This window comes from Aeromonas sp. 55A (assembly GCF_051919665.1).
In the GTDB taxonomy this organism is placed as follows: domain Bacteria; phylum Pseudomonadota; class Gammaproteobacteria; order Enterobacterales; family Aeromonadaceae; genus Aeromonas; species Aeromonas veronii.
In genome coordinates, this window is sequence record NZ_JBQBEH010000008.1 from 2,474,517 (window position 1) to 2,489,985 (window position 15,469).

Here is a 15,469-nt window from a genome sequence, read left to right on the forward strand (position 1 = left end):
TGTGCCGAGCAGTTTGCAGTGACCACGCTGTTATGGACACTGCAGGTCGGCAGAGCATGAAAAAAGTGCTGCAATCCGGCAAGGGGCAGATCACTTATGCGTGATCCGACAGACCTTTTTCGATGCAGCGGATCAGCAAACGGGTCTTCTTGTTCTCTTCATCCTGACGCCGGGCAAGGGTGGCTAGCGCCCATTCGATATGTTCGGCCACCATGGGCTCGGCGGTGGTCAGCCCCAGTTGCAGGGCCGCGATCACCTCGGGGGTCGCCGGGCCATTGCCAAGGGCGACTGCCAGATTGCGGCGCCAGCGTTGATAGCCGATGCGGCGGATCGGGCTCCCCTCGGTCTGTTTGAGGAAATCGCTCTCGCTCCAGCGCCACAGCGCCAGCAGGGGCGGGCGGTGCAGGCTGGGGCGGGGGCTGAAGTCGGGTTCCGGGCTGGCATCGGCGTAGCGATTCCAGGGGCAGATAAGCTGGCAGTCATCGCAGCCGTAGATGCGGTTGCCTATCAAGGGCCGGAACTCTTCCGGAATAGGGCCGTCATTCTCGATGGTGAGATAGGAGATGCAGCGGCGGCCATCGACCACATAGGGGGCGACAATGGCGCCGGTCGGGCAGATGTTGATGCAGGCGACACACTTGCCGCACAGCTCCTTCTCCACTGGCTGGTCGAGCGGTAGCGGCAGGTTGAGCAACAGCTCACCGAGAAAGAAGAAGGAGCCGGCCGATTCGTTGAGCAGCAGTGAGTGTTTGCCAACCCAGCCTAGGCCCGCCTTGGCTGCCAGTGGCCGCTCGAGGATGGGGGCGGAGTCGACGAAGGGGCGCCACTCACCCAAGGTATCTTCAGTGCCTTGAAACAGCTCGGCGCAGCGCGCTTCGATGCGATCACCCAGCTGTTTGAGTCGGTTGCGCAGCACCTTGTGGTAGTCACGGCCGAGGGCATAGCGGCTGATATAGCCGAGGGTCGGATCGCGCAGGGTGGCGGCAAAACCCGCCTCGAACGGCAGGTAGTTCATCCGCACCGACAACACCCGCACCGTGCCCGGCAGCAGTTCGTGGGGGCGCGCCCGCATCATGCCGTGACGTGCCATGTAATCCATGCTGCCGTGATAGCCCGCATCCAGCCAGGCCTGCAATCTCGGCTCTTCGATACGCAGATCTGTGTCGGTGATGCCCGCTTGGTCAAAACCTAGCTCCCGTGCCCAGAGCTTGATATCGTGGGCCAGCTGGTGGAAGTCAGGTGCACTCATGCGGCTTGGCCTGGCCGGCGTTTGCTGGCGTGGGTCGATTGATAAGAGGCGGGAGCCGTCATGGTAGAGATCATCAGGGGCGCGTTGGGCACAAAAGAGGGGGGCAGTTTACCACAGGGGCTGTGGCAGACTGAACAGATCCGCGCACTGGAGCTCAACTGGGCCGCGTGTGAGGGGCAACCTCTCTATGCCCTGATGGAGCGAGCCGGTGCCGCACTGCGCACCTATGCCACTCTGCATTGGCCCGACAGTCGCTGCTGGTGGATCTTCGTCGGCCCCGGTAATAACGGCGGTGATGGCTATGTACTGGCCCGCCTTGCCCGCCAGATTGGCATCGAGGTGGTGGTGATTGCCGCCAGAGCACCCGACCAGCTGAATGGGGATGCCAGACGGGCCGCCGATGAGTGGCTGGCGGCCGGTGGCCGGGTCTGGCTGGCCGAGCAGTTTGATAAGGATCAGCACACCACCCCGGATCTGGTGGTCGATGCCCTGCTTGGCACCGGCGTAAACACGTCCCTCTCGCCACTACTGACAAAGATCGTCGCAACAATCAACGGCTTGGCTGTGCCCGTGCTGGCGGTGGATCTCCCCTCCGGCCTCAACGGCGATACCGGCCGTGCCATGGGGGCCGTGGTGCAGGCGACTCGCACCCTCACCTTTATCGGTATCAAGCAGGGGATGCTCACCGGCGACGGGGTGGATTGTGTCGGCCAGCTCGACTGTGATCCCCTAGGCGTGACGCCTGATGACGCTATGCTGCCCGCCGCCTGGCGTATCGATTATCCGCAGCTGAGCACGCTGCTGACCCCGCGCCCGCGCGCTTCCCACAAGGGCTCTTATGGCAAGGTGCTGCTGGTGGGGGGCAATCGCGGCATGCAGGGGGCCATCGTGCTGGCGGCTCGCGCCTGCCTGCGGGCGGGGGCCGGGCTGGTGCGGGTGTGTCAGCATCCGGAACATCCGCCGGTCAGCCTCTATCAACCCGAACTGATGAGTCTCACTACCGCAGATGACGAGGGGTGGGCGTCGGTGCGGGTCATTGGCCCCGGGCTCGGTCAGGATGAGTGGGGAAGAGCGCAAATCGCTCGTAATCTTACCGATCGGCTGCCACTGGTTTTGGACGCCGATGGATTGAATTGGCTGGCGCAATCTCCCCGCCATCAGGATAATTGGGTGCTCACGCCCCATCCCGGCGAAGCGGCGAGACTGCTGGGATGCTCCATTACCGAGATTGAAACCGACCGGTTTGCCGCCGTGCAGGCGCTGCAGCGGCGCTATGGCGGAGTGGTGCTGCTAAAAGGGGCGGGGACACTTATTTATGACGGCGAGCGGGTCGCTCTCTGTTGTGAAGGCAATCCCGGCATGGCAAGTGGCGGCATGGGCGATCTGTTATCTGGTATAATCGCCGCCCTTTTGGCCCAGGGCTGGTCTGCCACCATGGCAAGCTGGCTGGGCGCCGTGATCCACGGCGAGGCTGCAGATCAGGCCGCCGCTGACGGCGAGCGGGGCATGCTGGCGTCAGACTTGCTGCCGCTGATCCGCAAACTGGTTAATCCCGACACCATTACAAGTTAAAAAGAAGAACATGGCAAAACAGTTGATGATGACACTGCCGGACGAGGCAGCAACCGTGGCACTGGGTGGCCGTCTGGCACAGGCCTGCCAGCAGGCGACCACAGTGTTTTTGCATGGCACACTTGGCGCCGGTAAAACCACCCTGACCCGCGGCTGGGTGCAGGGCCTTGGCCATCAGGGCAAGGTAAAAAGCCCGACTTACACCCTGGTCGAGCCCTATGAGCTCGATGGCTGGCAGGTCTACCATTTCGATCTCTATCGCCTGGCTGATCCGGAAGAGCTGGAATTCATGGGCATTCGGGACTATTTTGCCGCCAACACTCTCTGTCTGGTGGAGTGGTCCGAGAAGGGCGAGGGCTGGTTACCGGCTCCCGACCTGGAAATTACCCTCACTTATGTAGGCGAGCAGCGCGAGGTTCTGATAGAGGCCCGCACTGCTATTGGCGAAGCCATTCTGGAACGGTTGTCATCTACGTGCGCTTGATCCTTGTTATTGCTCTCTCTTTGATGGCATTACCCTCCTGGGCGAATCAGCTCAAGAGCGTACGAATCTGGCCATCACCGGATAATACCCGGGTGGTGCTCGATATGAGCAGCGCCCCCAACTTCAACTATTTCACCCTCACCGGCCCGGATCGGCTGGTGATCGACCTGAAAGGGGCGAGCAACGCCGCCAATCTGGCGCGGATCGAGAACAACAGCGAACTGGTGCGCAAGATCCGCCAGAGCACTCCGCTGGAGAAGGGCGGTTTGCGACTGGTGATGGATCTCAGCTCCGCCATCAAGCCGGTGGTCTTTCCGTTGGCGCCAGCCGGGCCCTATGGCCACCGTTTGGTCATCGACCTTCCTTATGAAGAGAAGCGCTCGGCGGCAGCAGTGCAATCCACGCCTGTCGGTGGCAAGGGCAAAGGGGTGGTGATTGCCATCGACCCGGGCCACGGCGGGGAAGACCCGGGCTCCATCGGCCCGCGTCGTACCTACGAGAAGCGGGTCACGCTGGCGGTCTCCCAGAAGCTGGCGGCACTGATCGACCGCGAGCCGGGGATGCGTGCCGTGCTGACCCGTCGTGGCGACTATTTCGTCGACCTCAACAAGCGCTCCGAGATTGCCCGCAAGGCCAAGGCGGATCTGCTGGTGTCGGTCCATGCAGACAGTTTTCATAACTCCACTCCGCGCGGCGCCTCGGTCTGGGTCCTCTCGACCAACCGTGCCAACCGCGAGATGGGCAGCTGGCTGGAGAAGCAGGAGAAGCAGGGCGAGCTGCTGGGCGGTGTCGGCAAGGTGTTGGCGGAATCCGATCCCAATCCCTATCTGGCGCAGACCTTCCTCGACCTCTCCATGGACAAGTCCCGTGCCGAAGGGTACGACGTCAGCCGCCAGATCCTGCGCTCCATGGGCAAGGTCGCCCGACTGCACAAGAAGGCGCCGGAGCACGCCAGCCTGGCGGTGCTGAAAGCGCCGGATATTCCCTCGGTGCTGGTGGAGACCGGTTTTATCTCCAACCATGCGGAAGAGAAGCTGCTGGCCACCGCCAGCTATCAGGACCAGCTCGCCCGCGCCATCTTCGAGGGGATCCGCAACTACTACCGCGCCCACCCGACCAAGGGGGCCATGCTGACCGGCAAGGGGCAGGTGAGCCAACCTGCTGCTACTCGCCCTGCACCGGTAGCTCGGCAGCCGGTGAGCCAGCCCAGGCAGGCACAGTCGCAGCCGGTGGTGACCAACAAGATGCCCGCTACTGCCCGCGATAGCGGCACAGCGACCGGCTCGGGAGCCGGGGTGATCAAGCCTTACTCGGCGGCAGCGCAAGAGAGCGGTGCACCGGTCAGCAGTGTGGGGGATTATGACAAATCGCGGATGCTCCGCCATGTGGTCAAACGGGGCGAGAGCCTCTCTCGCCTTGCCGAGAAGCATGGGGTGAGTCAGTCCACTCTTGTGGAGATCAACCAGCTGCGCAGCCGGGATATTCAGATTGGTCAGACCATCTATATCCCCCAGCAAGGGCGGAGCCGCAGTGCCGCCCCCGTTCGCAGTGACGACAAGTCGCAGATGATCCGCCATGTGGTCAAGCGGGGGGAGAGTCTCTCCCGCCTTGCCGAGAAACATGGGGTGAGTCAGGCACGGCTGGTAGAGATCAACAAGCTCAAGTCGCGGAATATTCAGGTAGGGCAGGTGCTCTACATTCCGCAAAACTGACGCGCGGGAGCGGGTGATGCCGCTCCCGCTGTTAGCGAATACCATCAGCAAGATTGAAATTCAGGAGTCAGCGATGCCGATCCGTATATTCCCCCCGATTCTGGCCAACCAGATTCCGGTTGGTGGAGAGGTTGTGGAGCGGCCCTCCTGGAGCCTTAAGAGACTGACCATCAGCAAGATTGAAATTCAGGAGTAAATGATGCCGATCCGTATTTTGCCACCCATTCTGGCCAACCAGATTGCAGCCGGAGAGGTGGTGGAGCGGCCCTCTTCTGTGGTGAAAGAGCTGGTGGAAAACAGCCTGGATGCGGGGGCCGACCGGGTCGAGATCGACATCGACAAGGGGGGAGCCAAGCTGATCCGCATCCGTGACAACGGCTGTGGCGTCGCCAAAGACGAGCTGGTGCTGGCGCTGTCGCGTCATGCGACCTCCAAGGTGGCCACGCTGGACGATCTGGAAGGGATCAACAGCCTCGGTTTTCGTGGCGAGGCGCTCGCCTCCATCAGCTCGGTCTCCCGTCTCACCTTCACCTCCCGTACTGCAGATCAGTCCGAAGCCTGGCAAGCCCAGGCGGAAGGGCGGGAGATGAGCGTCACCATCAAGCCGGCTGCCCATCCGGTGGGCACCACGGTGGAGGTGGTGGATCTCTTCTTCAATACTCCCGCGCGGCGCAAATTCATGCGCAGCGAAAAGACCGAGTTTGCCCATATCGACGAGCTGGTGCGCCGCATCGCGCTCTCCCGCTTCGATGCCACCCTGATCCTGCGCCACAATGGCAAGGTGGTGCGCCAGTACAAGGCCGCCAATACCGTGCCGGAGCAGGAGCGTCGCCTCGCCGCCGTTTGCGGCACCCCCTTCATGCACCATGCGCTGGCGGTGGAGAGCGAGCATAGCGACGTGCGTCTGTGGGGCTGGCTGGCGACTCCGGAGGGGGCAAGACCGCAGAACGACCTGCAATACACCTATGTCAACGGCCGGATGATGCGCGACAAGCTCATCAACCACGCCATTCGTCAGGCCTATGACGAGTTGTTGCCTCCCGACCGCTTCGCCGCCTATGTGCTCTATATCGAGCTGGATCCCCGTCAGGTGGATGTCAACGTCCACCCGGCCAAGCATGAGGTGCGCTTCCATCAGGCGCGACTGATCCACGACTTTATCTTTCAGGCGCTGTTTACTGCGCTGCGCCGCGAAGGGGTGAGCACCGCTCATCAGGACACTCCGCTGGCCGAAACTCTGGTCGAGTTGCCGGTCAGTCCGCAGATTGAATATCCCGGTCAGGCGCCACGCCCGGAGTGGTACGGTGCCGAGCACAGCTACCGGGCACCTGCACAGGTGCGGGAGGGGGGCGCTGGGGCTGGCCGAGCCAGCAATTATCAAGCGCCCGAGCCCCCAAGTCGGGAGGCGATGCGCGGCATGGGCGCTCTGCTCACTACGCTGCCTATCGCAGCAGAGGCAGCTCCTGCGCAGCCCACTGATCCAGTGCCGTCACCCAAACAGGGGGGATGTCGCGCCCTGACACTGGTGGATCAGGCCTACCTGTTGATAGAGCGGGATAATCAGCTGGCGCTGCTCTCGCTGGTGCGCGCCGAGCGGGTGCTGCTGCGCCACTGGCTGCTGGAGACCTGGGGTCAGGGGCTGGCGGCCCAGCCACTGTTGCTGCCGGTCTCCTTCAAATTGCCGAAGAATTTGATCGCGCTGGTGACCGAGCAGGAACGTTTGCTGAAACGGATGGGGCTGGAGTTGAAAAGCGGGGGGCGCGACACCATGATCCTGACTCGGGTGCCGGCTCTGCTGCGCCAGACCGATCTGGTTCGTCTGTTACCCGAATTGCTGCAAATTATCGAGGGCGGATCTGACTGTGATGCTGGTCAGCAGGCTGAAGTATTATGCCAATGGCTGGTGGAGCAGGGGATAAGCCGCGAGAAGATATACGATTTTTCAACTGCCAGTCGTCTGCTGACGGAACTTGTGACCGATTTCAGTGACCAACTGGCAGACATTCGTATGGTGCGCCCCCTTTCACTGGCGACCGTGCTGGAGGAGTTTGAACATGGCGAGTGACTTGCCGACCGCAATTTTTCTGATGGGGCCGACGGCCTCCGGCAAGACGGATCTCGCCATTGAATTGTGCCAGGCATTGCCTTGCGACATCATCAGCGTCGATTCGGCGTTGATCTATCGCGGCATGGATATAGGTACGGCCAAGCCGACCGCCGATGAACTGGCGCGGGCCCCGCACCGGCTGATCGACATTCTTGACCCAGCCTTGAGCTATTCGGCAGCCGATTTTTGCAAGGATGCCCTGCGGGAGATGAAAGAGATCGCCGACCGTGGCCGCATTCCGCTGCTGGTGGGCGGCACCATGCTCTATTTCAAGGCGCTGCTGGAGGGATTGTCCCCGCTGCCCTCTGCCGATCCCGCCATTCGTGCCGGGATTGAGGAAGAGGCTGCCCGCCTCGGTTGGCAGGCGCTGCACGATGAGCTGGTGCGCATCGACCCGGTGGCCGGTGCGCGGATCCACCCCAATGACCCGCAGCGACTCTCCCGGGCGCTGGAGGTCTACCGCATCAGCGGCAAGACCCTTACCGAGCTGACGCAAGTGCAGGGGGAGGGCTTGCCCTATCGGGTGCAGCAGTTTGCCATCGCCCCGAGCGATCGCGCCGTGCTGCATCAGCGGATCGAACAGCGCTTTGACAAGATGCTGCAAGGTGGCTTTGAACAGGAGGTTCGTGCGCTGATGGCGCGCGGCGATCTGACCCCGGATCTCCCCTCCATTCGCTGTGTGGGTTATCGCCAAATGTGGGACTACCTGTGCGATGAAGTGGGGTATGATGAGATGCGTTATCGTGGCATTGTTGCCACACGCCAATTGGCAAAACGACAGATGACCTGGTTGCGCGGCTGGCCCGACGTGACCTGGTTGGAATCTGGTGAGTCTGGCAATCTCGACCGCGTGCTTGCTCGCGCTGGTGCGGCTTGACACTCCCTGTATAATCAGGTTGTTATATTGATATTCGGTGTTTAAAAACAACAAACTATAAGGAAAAGAAAAATGGCTAAGGGGCAATCTCTCCAAGACCCGTTTTTGAATGCGCTGCGCCGTGAGCGGATTCCTGTTTCTATCTATTTGGTGAACGGCATCAAACTGCAAGGTCAGATCGAGTCTTTTGACCAGTTTGTTATCCTGCTGAAAAACACCGTGAGCCAGATGGTTTACAAGCACGCCATCTCGACTGTCGTACCGGCCCGTGCCGTCAATCATCACCAGCCCACTCCGGGTGGCGCGGCTGATGAACAGGGTGATGCCGAGGCGTGATATCCCTGGGCGAGTCGACTCGCCAACTCAGATTCATCATGATTCCTGTTAAGGAGCAAGCGCTTGTTTGACCGTTATGAAGCTGGCGAACAGGCCGTTCTGGTGCATGTCAACTTCAGTGATGAGGGTGAGCGGGAGGATCTGGAAGAGCTCAAGATGTTGGTGAGCTCGGCCGGAGTCAATGCGCTGGGGGTAATTACCACCAGTCGCAGTGCGCCCAGTGCCAAATTTTTTGTCGGCAGTGGCAAGGCTGAAGAGATCGCGTCCCAAGTCCAGATGCTGGATGCCGACGTCGTCATCTTCAACCATGCCCTGACCCCTGCCCAGGAGCGCAACCTGGAGCGTCTGTTCCAGTGCCGGGTGGTGGACCGAACCGGCCTGATCCTCGATATCTTTGCCCAGCGCGCCCGTACCCACGAAGGTAAACTGCAGGTCGAACTGGCCCAGTTGCGCCATCTTTCCACTCGTCTGGTGCGAGGCTGGACCCACCTTGAACGTCAAAAGGGCGGGATCGGTCTGCGTGGCCCGGGTGAAACCCAGCTTGAAACTGACCGACGTCTGCTGCGGGAACGCATCAAGGCGATTTTGCGTCGGCTCGACAAGGTGGCCAAGCAGCGGGAGCAGGGACGCCGCGCCCGCAATCGCAACGAAGTGCCGACGGTGTCACTGGTTGGTTACACCAACGCCGGAAAGTCCACTTTGTTCAACCAACTTACAGCTGCCAGCGTGTATGCTGCCGACCAATTGTTCGCAACTCTGGATCCCACCCTGCGTAAACTGGTGATCCGGGATGTGGGTGATGTGATTTTGGCGGATACAGTTGGATTTATTCGACACTTGCCCCATGATCTGGTCGCGGCCTTCAAGGCGACCCTGCAGGAGACCCGTGAAGCGGATCTGCTGCTGCATGTGGTGGACTGTGCCGATGAGCAGATGCAGGAGAATATCGACTCCGTGCAGCAGGTGTTGGCCGAGATTGAAGCCGATGACAGGCCCCAGCTGATGATCTGCAACAAGATCGACAAGCTGGCGGATCGTCCGGCAGGTCTGGAGCGAGATGACGAGGGGCGCCCGTTGCGCGTCTGGTTGTCGGCCCAGACTGGTGAAGGTTGTGAGCATCTGTTTACGGCGCTGACCGAATTGCTGGCTGGCTCCATGGTGCATCACACCCTGCAGTTGCCTCCTTCTGCCGCGAGATTGCGCAGTGCGCTCTATCAGCTGAAAGGGATTGAGCAGGAAGGTTTTAGCGAGGAGGGTGATTTCGTGCTGGAAGTCCGCTTGCAAGTGGCCGACTGGAACCGCCTCGTGAAACAGGAAGGTGAGAGTTTACAACGCTTTATCAGGCATTGATTCGTTGATGAAGATGAACCCTTAGGGGCTTCTCAACGTATGATGGCCCGATAGAGATGATATCCATCCGCATGTATTAATGGAGACGCTGATGGCTTGGAATGAGCCTGGTAACAACGGCAAAGACCGTGACCCTTGGGGGAATAACGGCAAGAATCAGGGACCCCCTGATCTGGATGAAATGCTGCGCAAAGTGAGTCGCCGTTTCGGTGGCTTGTTTGGTGGCGGCAAATCTGGCGGCGATGTAGGTCGCTTTGGTATCTCCATCGCCCTGGTTGTGGCTGTGGTGGTGTGGGTCGTCAGCGGCTTCTACACCATTCGCGAAGCGGAGCGTGGTGCCGTGCTGCGGTTTGGCAAGTTTTCCCATATTGTCGAGCCGGGCCTGCGCTGGAAGCCGACCTTTATCGATCAGGTGATCCCGGTGGACGTTGAGTCCGTGCGCTCCCTGCCTGCCTCCGGTTTCATGCTGACTCAGGATGAGAACGTGGTACGGGTCGAGATGGACGTGCAGTACCGTGTGGTCAATCCCGAGCAGTATCTGTTCAGCGTGACCAATGCCGACGAGAGTCTGGGTCAGGCCACCGATAGCGCTCTGCGCTACGTGGTGGGTCATACCCGGATGGATGACGTCCTGACTACCGGTCGTGAGAAGGTGCGTCAGGAGACCTGGCAGGTGATCGATGGCATCATCGAGCCCTACCAGATGGGTCTGCAGATCGTCGACGTCAACTTCCTGCCGGCGCGTCCGCCGGAAGAGGTGAAAGACGCCTTTGATGACGCCATCTCCGCTCAGGAAGATGAACAGCGCTTCATTCGTGAAGCAGAAGCCTATGCCCGTGAAGTGGAGCCCAAGGCCCGTGGCCAGGTGAAGCGTCTGGAGCAGGAAGCGGAAGCTTACAAATCCCAGATCGTGTTGAAAGCCCAGGGTGAAGTCGCTCGCTTCAACGAGCTGCTGCCCCAGTATCTGGCAGCCCCCGAGCTGACCCGTGAGCGTATCTATCTGGAAACGATGGAAGAGCTCTATCAGCAGGCCAACAAGGTGGTGGTCGACATGCCGGCTGGCAACAACAGCATGATCTACCTGCCGCTCGACAAGCTGTCTGGCAAACCGAAGGTAACCCAGTCTGATCGTGCCACTGCCGCCCCGGTCACAGAGCAGGTCCCCGTTTCCAACGAGGGTGCCAACTCTACCCCGACAATGCCGCTGCGTAGCGGTGACCGCTTCAGCTCAGGGAGAAACTGATAGATGAAAAAGCTAGCTATTGGTGCAATCGCTGTCGCGGCCATGGTCTGCTTCTCTTCTGTCTTTATCGTTGATGAAGGTCAGAAGGGGATTGTGGTGCAGTTTGGCAAGGTGAAGCGGGTTGACTCCGGTGAACCCCGCCTCTATGAGCCGGGCCTGCACTTCAAGGTGCCGCTCATCGACCAGGTTCGCAAGATGGATGCCCGCATCCAGACCATTGACAGCCAGGCCGACCGTTTTGTCACCTCCGAGAAGAAAGACCTGATCATCGACTCCTACGTGAAGTGGAAGATCGAGGACTTCTCCAAGTACTACCTGGCAACCGGTGGTGGCAACAAGCTGCAGGCTGAAGATCTGCTCAAACGCAAGATCAACAACGGTCTGCGTTCCGAGATCGGTAACCGCACCATCAAGGACATCGTCTCCGGTGAGCGCAGTACCGTGATGGAAGATGCCCTGAAGAAGATGGCGCGCTCCTCCGAGCTCGGTATCAAAGTGGTGGATGTGCGGATCAAGCAGATCAACCTGCCGGTGGAAGTCTCCAACTCCATCTACCAGCGGATGCGCGCCGAACGTACCGCAGTCGCCCGTGAGCACCGCTCTCAGGGTCGCGAGAAGGCTGAAATCCTGCGTGCCGATATCGACCGCAAGGTAACCGTCATGATCGCTGACGCCGAGAGTAACGCTCGCCAGCTGCGCGGTGAAGGGGATGCGGAAGCCGCCAAGATCTATGCCGACAGCTACAAGAAAGACCCCGAGTTTTTCAGCTTCGTGCGTAGCATGGAGGCCTATCGCAAGAGCTTCGCCGGTGGCAACGACCTGATGGTGTTGAAGCCGGACAGCGAGTTCTTCCGTTACCTCAAGTCTCCTCACGGCACCAAGCAGTAATCGCCACGAGGTCACATTCAAAGGGTCTGCATTGTCAGACCCTTTTGTTTTTGGTGCCAACGCCAGCCGTCGACCACCAGTGGTTGGTTGTGTTGACGCTGTGCTGAAGGAGGTCGGATGCTGACATCCATGCTGATGGGGTTGGGATTGCTGTTGTTGTTCGAGGGGCTCGGCCCGCTGTTGATGCCCAGGGCATGGCAGCAGATGTTGCGGTTGCTGAGCGATCAGCCACCGGAGCAGTTGCGCCGTATCGGCGGCTCGCTAGTGGTGGCTGGTAGCGTGATCCTCTGGATGCTGAGTCGCTGAGTCTGGCGCAATGAACAGTTCAGCAGATAGTAGACAATAAAAAAGAGGCCGAAGGCCTCTTTTTTCATGCATCTCGTTTACTCAGGCACTGCGCTGCACAGCCATGTGGGCCAGTGTTTCCAGCGCCTGTTTGTGCGGGGAGTCCGGCAGGATGGCGAGGGCGGCAATGGCCTTGTCGGCCTCTTCTCTGGCACGCATGCGGGAGTACTCCAGCGCGCCAGTGCGGTCGAGAATGCCGAGGATCTGCTCAAGATGCTCCATGCCGTTGCGGTGCTCGATGGCATCGCGCACCAGCTGGCGCTCTTCCGGCGTGCCCACTTCCATGGCGCGCAGCAGCGGCAGGGTCGGTTTGCCTTCGGCCAGATCGTCGCCGACGTTCTTGCCCATCTCTTCGCTCTGGGAGCAGTAGTCCATCACGTCATCGATGATTTGGAACGCGGTGCCCAGATACTTGCCGTAATCGGTCATGGCCTGTTCGACGGGCTCCGGCTGATGGGTCAGCACGGCGGCGAGTCGGGTAGCGGCCTCGAACAGCTTGGCGGTCTTGCAGTAGATGACCGTCATGTAGCTCTCTTCGGTGGTGTCCGGATCGTTGCAGTTCATCAGCTGCAACACTTCCCCTTCGGCGATGGTGTTGGTGGCATCCGAGAGGATCTCCATCACCCGCAGGTTGGAGAGTTCGGCCATCATCTGGAAGGAGCGGCTATAGAGGTAGTCACCGACCAGCACGCTGGCGGCATTGCCAAACATGGCGTTGGCGGTCTCCCGGCCGCGGCGCAGGTCGGATTCGTCGACCACGTCGTCATGCAGCAGGGTAGAGGTGTGAATGAATTCGATGATGGCGGCCAGTTTCAGGTGATCCTCACCCTCATAGCCCAGCGCACGCGCAGCCATCACGGTCAGCATGGGGCGCATCCGTTTCCCGCCGGCGCTGACAATGTAGAAACCCAGCTGATTAATCAGACTAACGTCGGACTGGAGTCGGGCCAGGATCAGTTCATTGACCGCCGTCATGTCGGCGGCACAGAGCGCACGGATAGTCTGTTGGTCCATAAGTCTCGTAACGTGACAGCAGCAATAACTGCGATTTTAGTAATGGCAGGGATTCTACACGATTTCACAATGGGTTACAGTTAGGCGTTTATCCACGGCGGCAGATATGCGCACAAAATAAACTTTTTGCTAAATTGGCCTTGCCTGAGCAGATCGATTTGCGTAGAATGCCCGCCCATTGTTATAGGTTTTTGCGCATGTCTAGCCTTGAGCAAAAGACATGCCTTTACGGAGTTAATCAAATGTACGCGGTATTCCAAAGCGGCGGAAAACAACACCGTGTGGCCGAAGGTCAAATCGTTCGTCTGGAAAAGCTGAACGTTGAGACTGGCGCTACCATCGACTTCAACGAAGTTCTGATGGTTGCTGCAGGCGACACTTTTAAAGTAGGTGCTCCTTTCGTTGAAGGTGGCAAGGTTGTAGCTGAAGTTGTGGCTCACGGCCGTGGCGAGAAAGTGACTATCGTCAAGTTCCGTCGTCGTAAGCACCATCGTAAGCAAGCGGGCCACCGTCAGTGGTTCACTGAAGTCAAAATCACTGGCATCAGCGCTTAATTAGAGGAGTCCGATAAATGGCACACAAAAAAGCTGGCGGTTCATCCCGCAACGGTCGCGATTCTGAAGCTAAACGCCTGGGCGTGAAGCGTTTCGGCGGCGAAACAGTTCTGGCTGGCAGCATCATCGTTCGTCAACGTGGTACCAAGTTCCACGCTGGCACCAACGTTGGTCTGGGCAAGGATCACACCCTGTTCGCTACCGCGACTGGTAAAATCCTGTTCGAAGTTAAAGGTCCGCTGAATCGTAAGTACGTTAGCATCGTTGCTGAGTAATTACGGACCGCAAGGATCCGAAGCCCCGCCAACAGGCGGGGCTTTTGTTTTTCTGACGTCTTTCTGATGTCGTTGACGAAAAAACGGAACGCAGCTGACTTTGGCTCTGACGGGCATGATTGGCAAGATGCGTATCGCCCGCAGGGGTCTGTACCACTATAATTGCGTATCGGTTTTTCGAATTAAGGTGACGGTTACCTATGAAGTTTGTTGATGAAGTCCAGATTCGAGTCGATGCCGGTGACGGTGGTAACGGTTGTGTAAGCTTTCGCCGTGAAAAATATATTCCCAACGGTGGTCCGGACGGCGGTGACGGCGGTGACGGTGGCGACGTATATCTGATCGCCGACGAAAACCTCAATACCCTGATCGACTACCGTTTCGAGCGCTTCCATGCTGCCGAGCGTGGCGAGAATGGCCAGAGCGCCAACTGTACCGGTCGCCGCGGCAAGGACAAGATCCTGCGTGTGCCGGTCGGTACCCGTGCGACCGATGAAGATACCGGTGAACTGCTGGGGGATCTGACCCACCACGAGCAGAAACTGCTGGTTGCCAAAGGTGGTTTCCACGGTCTGGGCAACACCCGCTTCAAGAGCTCCGTCAACCGTGCTCCCCGCCAGAAGAGTAATGGTACTCCGGGTGAAGTGCGTACTTTGAAGCTGGAGCTGCTGCTGCTGGCCGATGTCGGCATGCTGGGTCTGCCCAACGCAGGCAAGTCTACCTTTATTCGCGCCGTTTCTGCGGCTCGCCCGAAAGTAGCTGATTACCCCTTCACTACCCTGGTACCGAACCTGGGTGTGGTGCGTGGTGAAAACTCCCGCTCCTTCGTGATCGCCGATATCCCTGGTCTGATCGAAGGTGCTGCCGAAGGCGCAGGCCTGGGTATCCGCTTTCTGAAACACCTCGAGCGTTGCCGCGTGCTGATCCACCTGGTGGATATCTGTCCGGTTGATGGCTCCGATCCTGCTGAAAATGCCGTGACCATCGTCAAGGAGCTGGAGAAGTACAGCCCAGAACTGGCTGGCAAGCCGCGCTGGTTGGTGTTCAACAAGATGGATCTGATCCTGGAAGAAGAAGCCCAGGAGGTGATGGATCGCGTCAAGGCGGCCCTGAACCACGAAGGTCCGGTCTATGCCATCACTGCCATCAGCAAGGAAGGCACCAAGAAGGTCTGCTACGACATTCTGGATCTGCTGGATACCATGCCCCGTCAGCTGGCGGAAGATGCCAAAGACGCCATCGAGAAGGTGGAGTTCAAGTGGGACGACTACCACAAGAACCAGTTGGCCAAGGCTGAAGCGGAAGCACTGGCTGCCTCTCTTGCCTTCGATGAAGGGCTTGATGATGACGATTGGGATGACGACGAAGATGATGGCGTTGAAGTCATCTACGTCCGTGACTGATCCCCGTCACTCTCATTGAAAACCGGAGCCTGCACAGGCTCCGGTTTTTTTATGTCTATC

The 15,469-nt window shown here is 59.4% G+C and carries 16 protein-coding genes; 14 read left to right on the top strand and 2 right to left on the bottom strand.

Going from position 1 to position 15,469, the window contains the following annotated elements; translation table 11 throughout:
- Window positions 1–94 precede the first annotated feature (94 nt).
- Window positions 95–1,249, bottom strand: coding sequence for a tRNA epoxyqueuosine(34) reductase QueG (gene queG, locus ACTG2G_RS15560; RefSeq protein WP_439985599.1), 1,155 nt, complete (start codon window positions 1,247–1,249; stop codon window positions 95–97).
- 60 nt (window positions 1,250–1,309) lie between these two features.
- On the opposite strand from queG, the gene ACTG2G_RS15565 reads away from it, so the two are divergent.
- The 11 genes from ACTG2G_RS15565 (at window position 1,310) to ACTG2G_RS15615 (ending at window position 12,124) form a co-directional block, all read left to right on the top strand.
- Window positions 1,310–2,821, top strand: coding sequence for an NAD(P)H-hydrate dehydratase (locus tag ACTG2G_RS15565; protein ID WP_439985600.1), 1,512 nt, complete (start codon window positions 1,310–1,312; stop codon window positions 2,819–2,821).
- 10 nt (window positions 2,822–2,831) lie between these two features.
- Complete coding sequence (tsaE, locus tag ACTG2G_RS15570; RefSeq protein ID WP_005339056.1) at window positions 2,832–3,305, top strand: tRNA (adenosine(37)-N6)-threonylcarbamoyltransferase complex ATPase subunit type 1 TsaE; 474 nt, start codon at window positions 2,832–2,834, stop codon at window positions 3,303–3,305.
- A 23-nt stretch (window positions 3,306–3,328) separates the two neighbouring features.
- Window positions 3,329–5,017, top strand: a complete 1,689-nt coding sequence (locus ACTG2G_RS15575) for an N-acetylmuramoyl-L-alanine amidase (RefSeq protein ID WP_439985601.1) — start codon at window positions 3,329–3,331, stop codon at window positions 5,015–5,017.
- Window positions 5,018–5,033: 16 nt separating this feature from the next.
- On the top strand, window positions 5,034–5,213 hold the full coding sequence (locus ACTG2G_RS15580; RefSeq protein WP_151285930.1) for a hypothetical protein: 180 nt from the start codon (window positions 5,034–5,036) through the stop codon (window positions 5,211–5,213).
- 3 nt (window positions 5,214–5,216) lie between these two features.
- Window positions 5,217–7,082 carry a DNA mismatch repair endonuclease MutL gene (gene mutL, locus ACTG2G_RS15585; protein ID WP_439985905.1) on the top strand — a complete coding sequence of 622 codons (1,866 nt, stop codon included), beginning with the start codon at window positions 5,217–5,219 and terminating at the stop codon, window positions 7,080–7,082.
- Window positions 7,072–8,001, top strand: coding sequence for a tRNA (adenosine(37)-N6)-dimethylallyltransferase MiaA (gene miaA / locus ACTG2G_RS15590; RefSeq protein WP_240533632.1), 930 nt, complete (start codon window positions 7,072–7,074; stop codon window positions 7,999–8,001). The genes mutL and miaA overlap by 11 nt, the downstream gene beginning before the upstream one ends.
- A 72-nt stretch (window positions 8,002–8,073) precedes the next feature.
- Complete coding sequence (gene hfq / locus ACTG2G_RS15595; RefSeq protein ID WP_005339045.1) at window positions 8,074–8,337, top strand: RNA chaperone Hfq; 264 nt, start codon at window positions 8,074–8,076, stop codon at window positions 8,335–8,337.
- A 63-nt stretch (window positions 8,338–8,400) separates the two neighbouring features.
- On the top strand, window positions 8,401–9,687 hold the full coding sequence (hflX, locus tag ACTG2G_RS15600) for a ribosome rescue GTPase HflX (RefSeq protein ID WP_005339043.1): 1,287 nt from the start codon (window positions 8,401–8,403) through the stop codon (window positions 9,685–9,687).
- A gap of 91 nt (window positions 9,688–9,778) precedes the next feature.
- On the top strand, window positions 9,779–10,930 hold the full coding sequence (gene hflK / locus ACTG2G_RS15605) for an FtsH protease activity modulator HflK (RefSeq protein WP_005341060.1): 1,152 nt from the start codon (window positions 9,779–9,781) through the stop codon (window positions 10,928–10,930).
- A 3-nt stretch (window positions 10,931–10,933) separates the two neighbouring features.
- Complete coding sequence (gene hflC / locus ACTG2G_RS15610; protein ID WP_005339038.1) at window positions 10,934–11,818, top strand: protease modulator HflC; 885 nt, start codon at window positions 10,934–10,936, stop codon at window positions 11,816–11,818.
- 117 nt (window positions 11,819–11,935) lie between these two features.
- Entirely contained in the window at window positions 11,936–12,124 is a 189-nt protein-coding gene (locus ACTG2G_RS15615; RefSeq protein WP_005339036.1) for a DUF2065 domain-containing protein, read from the top strand.
- 81 nt (window positions 12,125–12,205) lie between these two features.
- On the opposite strand, the gene ispB is transcribed toward ACTG2G_RS15615, so the two are convergent.
- The gene (gene ispB / locus ACTG2G_RS15620; protein WP_019444890.1) at window positions 12,206–13,177 is read right to left on the bottom strand and encodes an octaprenyl diphosphate synthase; all 972 of its coding nucleotides are present in this window, start codon (window positions 13,175–13,177) and stop codon (window positions 12,206–12,208) included.
- Between the two features lie 242 nt (window positions 13,178–13,419).
- Here ispB and rplU point away from each other — a divergent pair, with 242 nt between their 5' ends.
- The 3 genes from rplU to cgtA all read left to right on the top strand — a co-directional run bounded on the left by rplU (window position 13,420) and on the right by cgtA (window position 15,409).
- Entirely contained in the window at window positions 13,420–13,731 is a 312-nt protein-coding gene (gene rplU, locus ACTG2G_RS15625; RefSeq protein ID WP_005304210.1) for a 50S ribosomal protein L21, read from the top strand.
- A gap of 17 nt (window positions 13,732–13,748) precedes the next feature.
- Window positions 13,749–14,006: a 50S ribosomal protein L27 gene (rpmA, locus tag ACTG2G_RS15630; RefSeq protein ID WP_005339028.1), complete on the top strand. Its 258-nt coding sequence runs from the start codon at window positions 13,749–13,751 to the stop codon at window positions 14,004–14,006.
- 200 nt (window positions 14,007–14,206) lie between these two features.
- Window positions 14,207–15,409, top strand: coding sequence for an Obg family GTPase CgtA (gene cgtA / locus ACTG2G_RS15635; RefSeq protein WP_005339026.1), 1,203 nt, complete (start codon window positions 14,207–14,209; stop codon window positions 15,407–15,409).
- Window positions 15,410–15,469: the final 60 nt, after the last annotated feature.

Coding starts and splice junctions, on each gene's coding strand:
- ispB (WP_019444890.1), bottom strand. CDS start 13,177: ATGGACCAACAGACTATCCGTGCGCTCTGTGCCGCCGACATGACGGCG.
- cgtA (WP_005339026.1), top strand. CDS start 14,207: ATGAAGTTTGTTGATGAAGTCCAGATTCGAGTCGATGCCGGTGACGGT.
- hflC (WP_005339038.1), top strand. CDS start 10,934: ATGAAAAAGCTAGCTATTGGTGCAATCGCTGTCGCGGCCATGGTCTGC.
- ACTG2G_RS15580 (WP_151285930.1), top strand. CDS start 5,034: ATGCCGCTCCCGCTGTTAGCGAATACCATCAGCAAGATTGAAATTCAG.
- hfq (WP_005339045.1), top strand. CDS start 8,074: ATGGCTAAGGGGCAATCTCTCCAAGACCCGTTTTTGAATGCGCTGCGC.
- queG (WP_439985599.1), bottom strand. CDS start 1,249: ATGAGTGCACCTGACTTCCACCAGCTGGCCCACGATATCAAGCTCTGG.
- ACTG2G_RS15575 (WP_439985601.1), top strand. CDS start 3,329: ATGGCATTACCCTCCTGGGCGAATCAGCTCAAGAGCGTACGAATCTGG.
- tsaE (WP_005339056.1), top strand. CDS start 2,832: ATGGCAAAACAGTTGATGATGACACTGCCGGACGAGGCAGCAACCGTG.
- rplU (WP_005304210.1), top strand. CDS start 13,420: ATGTACGCGGTATTCCAAAGCGGCGGAAAACAACACCGTGTGGCCGAA.
- rpmA (WP_005339028.1), top strand. CDS start 13,749: ATGGCACACAAAAAAGCTGGCGGTTCATCCCGCAACGGTCGCGATTCT.
- ACTG2G_RS15565 (WP_439985600.1), top strand. CDS start 1,310: ATGGTAGAGATCATCAGGGGCGCGTTGGGCACAAAAGAGGGGGGCAGT.
- mutL (WP_439985905.1), top strand. CDS start 5,217: ATGCCGATCCGTATTTTGCCACCCATTCTGGCCAACCAGATTGCAGCC.
- hflK (WP_005341060.1), top strand. CDS start 9,779: ATGGCTTGGAATGAGCCTGGTAACAACGGCAAAGACCGTGACCCTTGG.
- ACTG2G_RS15615 (WP_005339036.1), top strand. CDS start 11,936: ATGCTGACATCCATGCTGATGGGGTTGGGATTGCTGTTGTTGTTCGAG.
- miaA (WP_240533632.1), top strand. CDS start 7,072: ATGGCGAGTGACTTGCCGACCGCAATTTTTCTGATGGGGCCGACGGCC.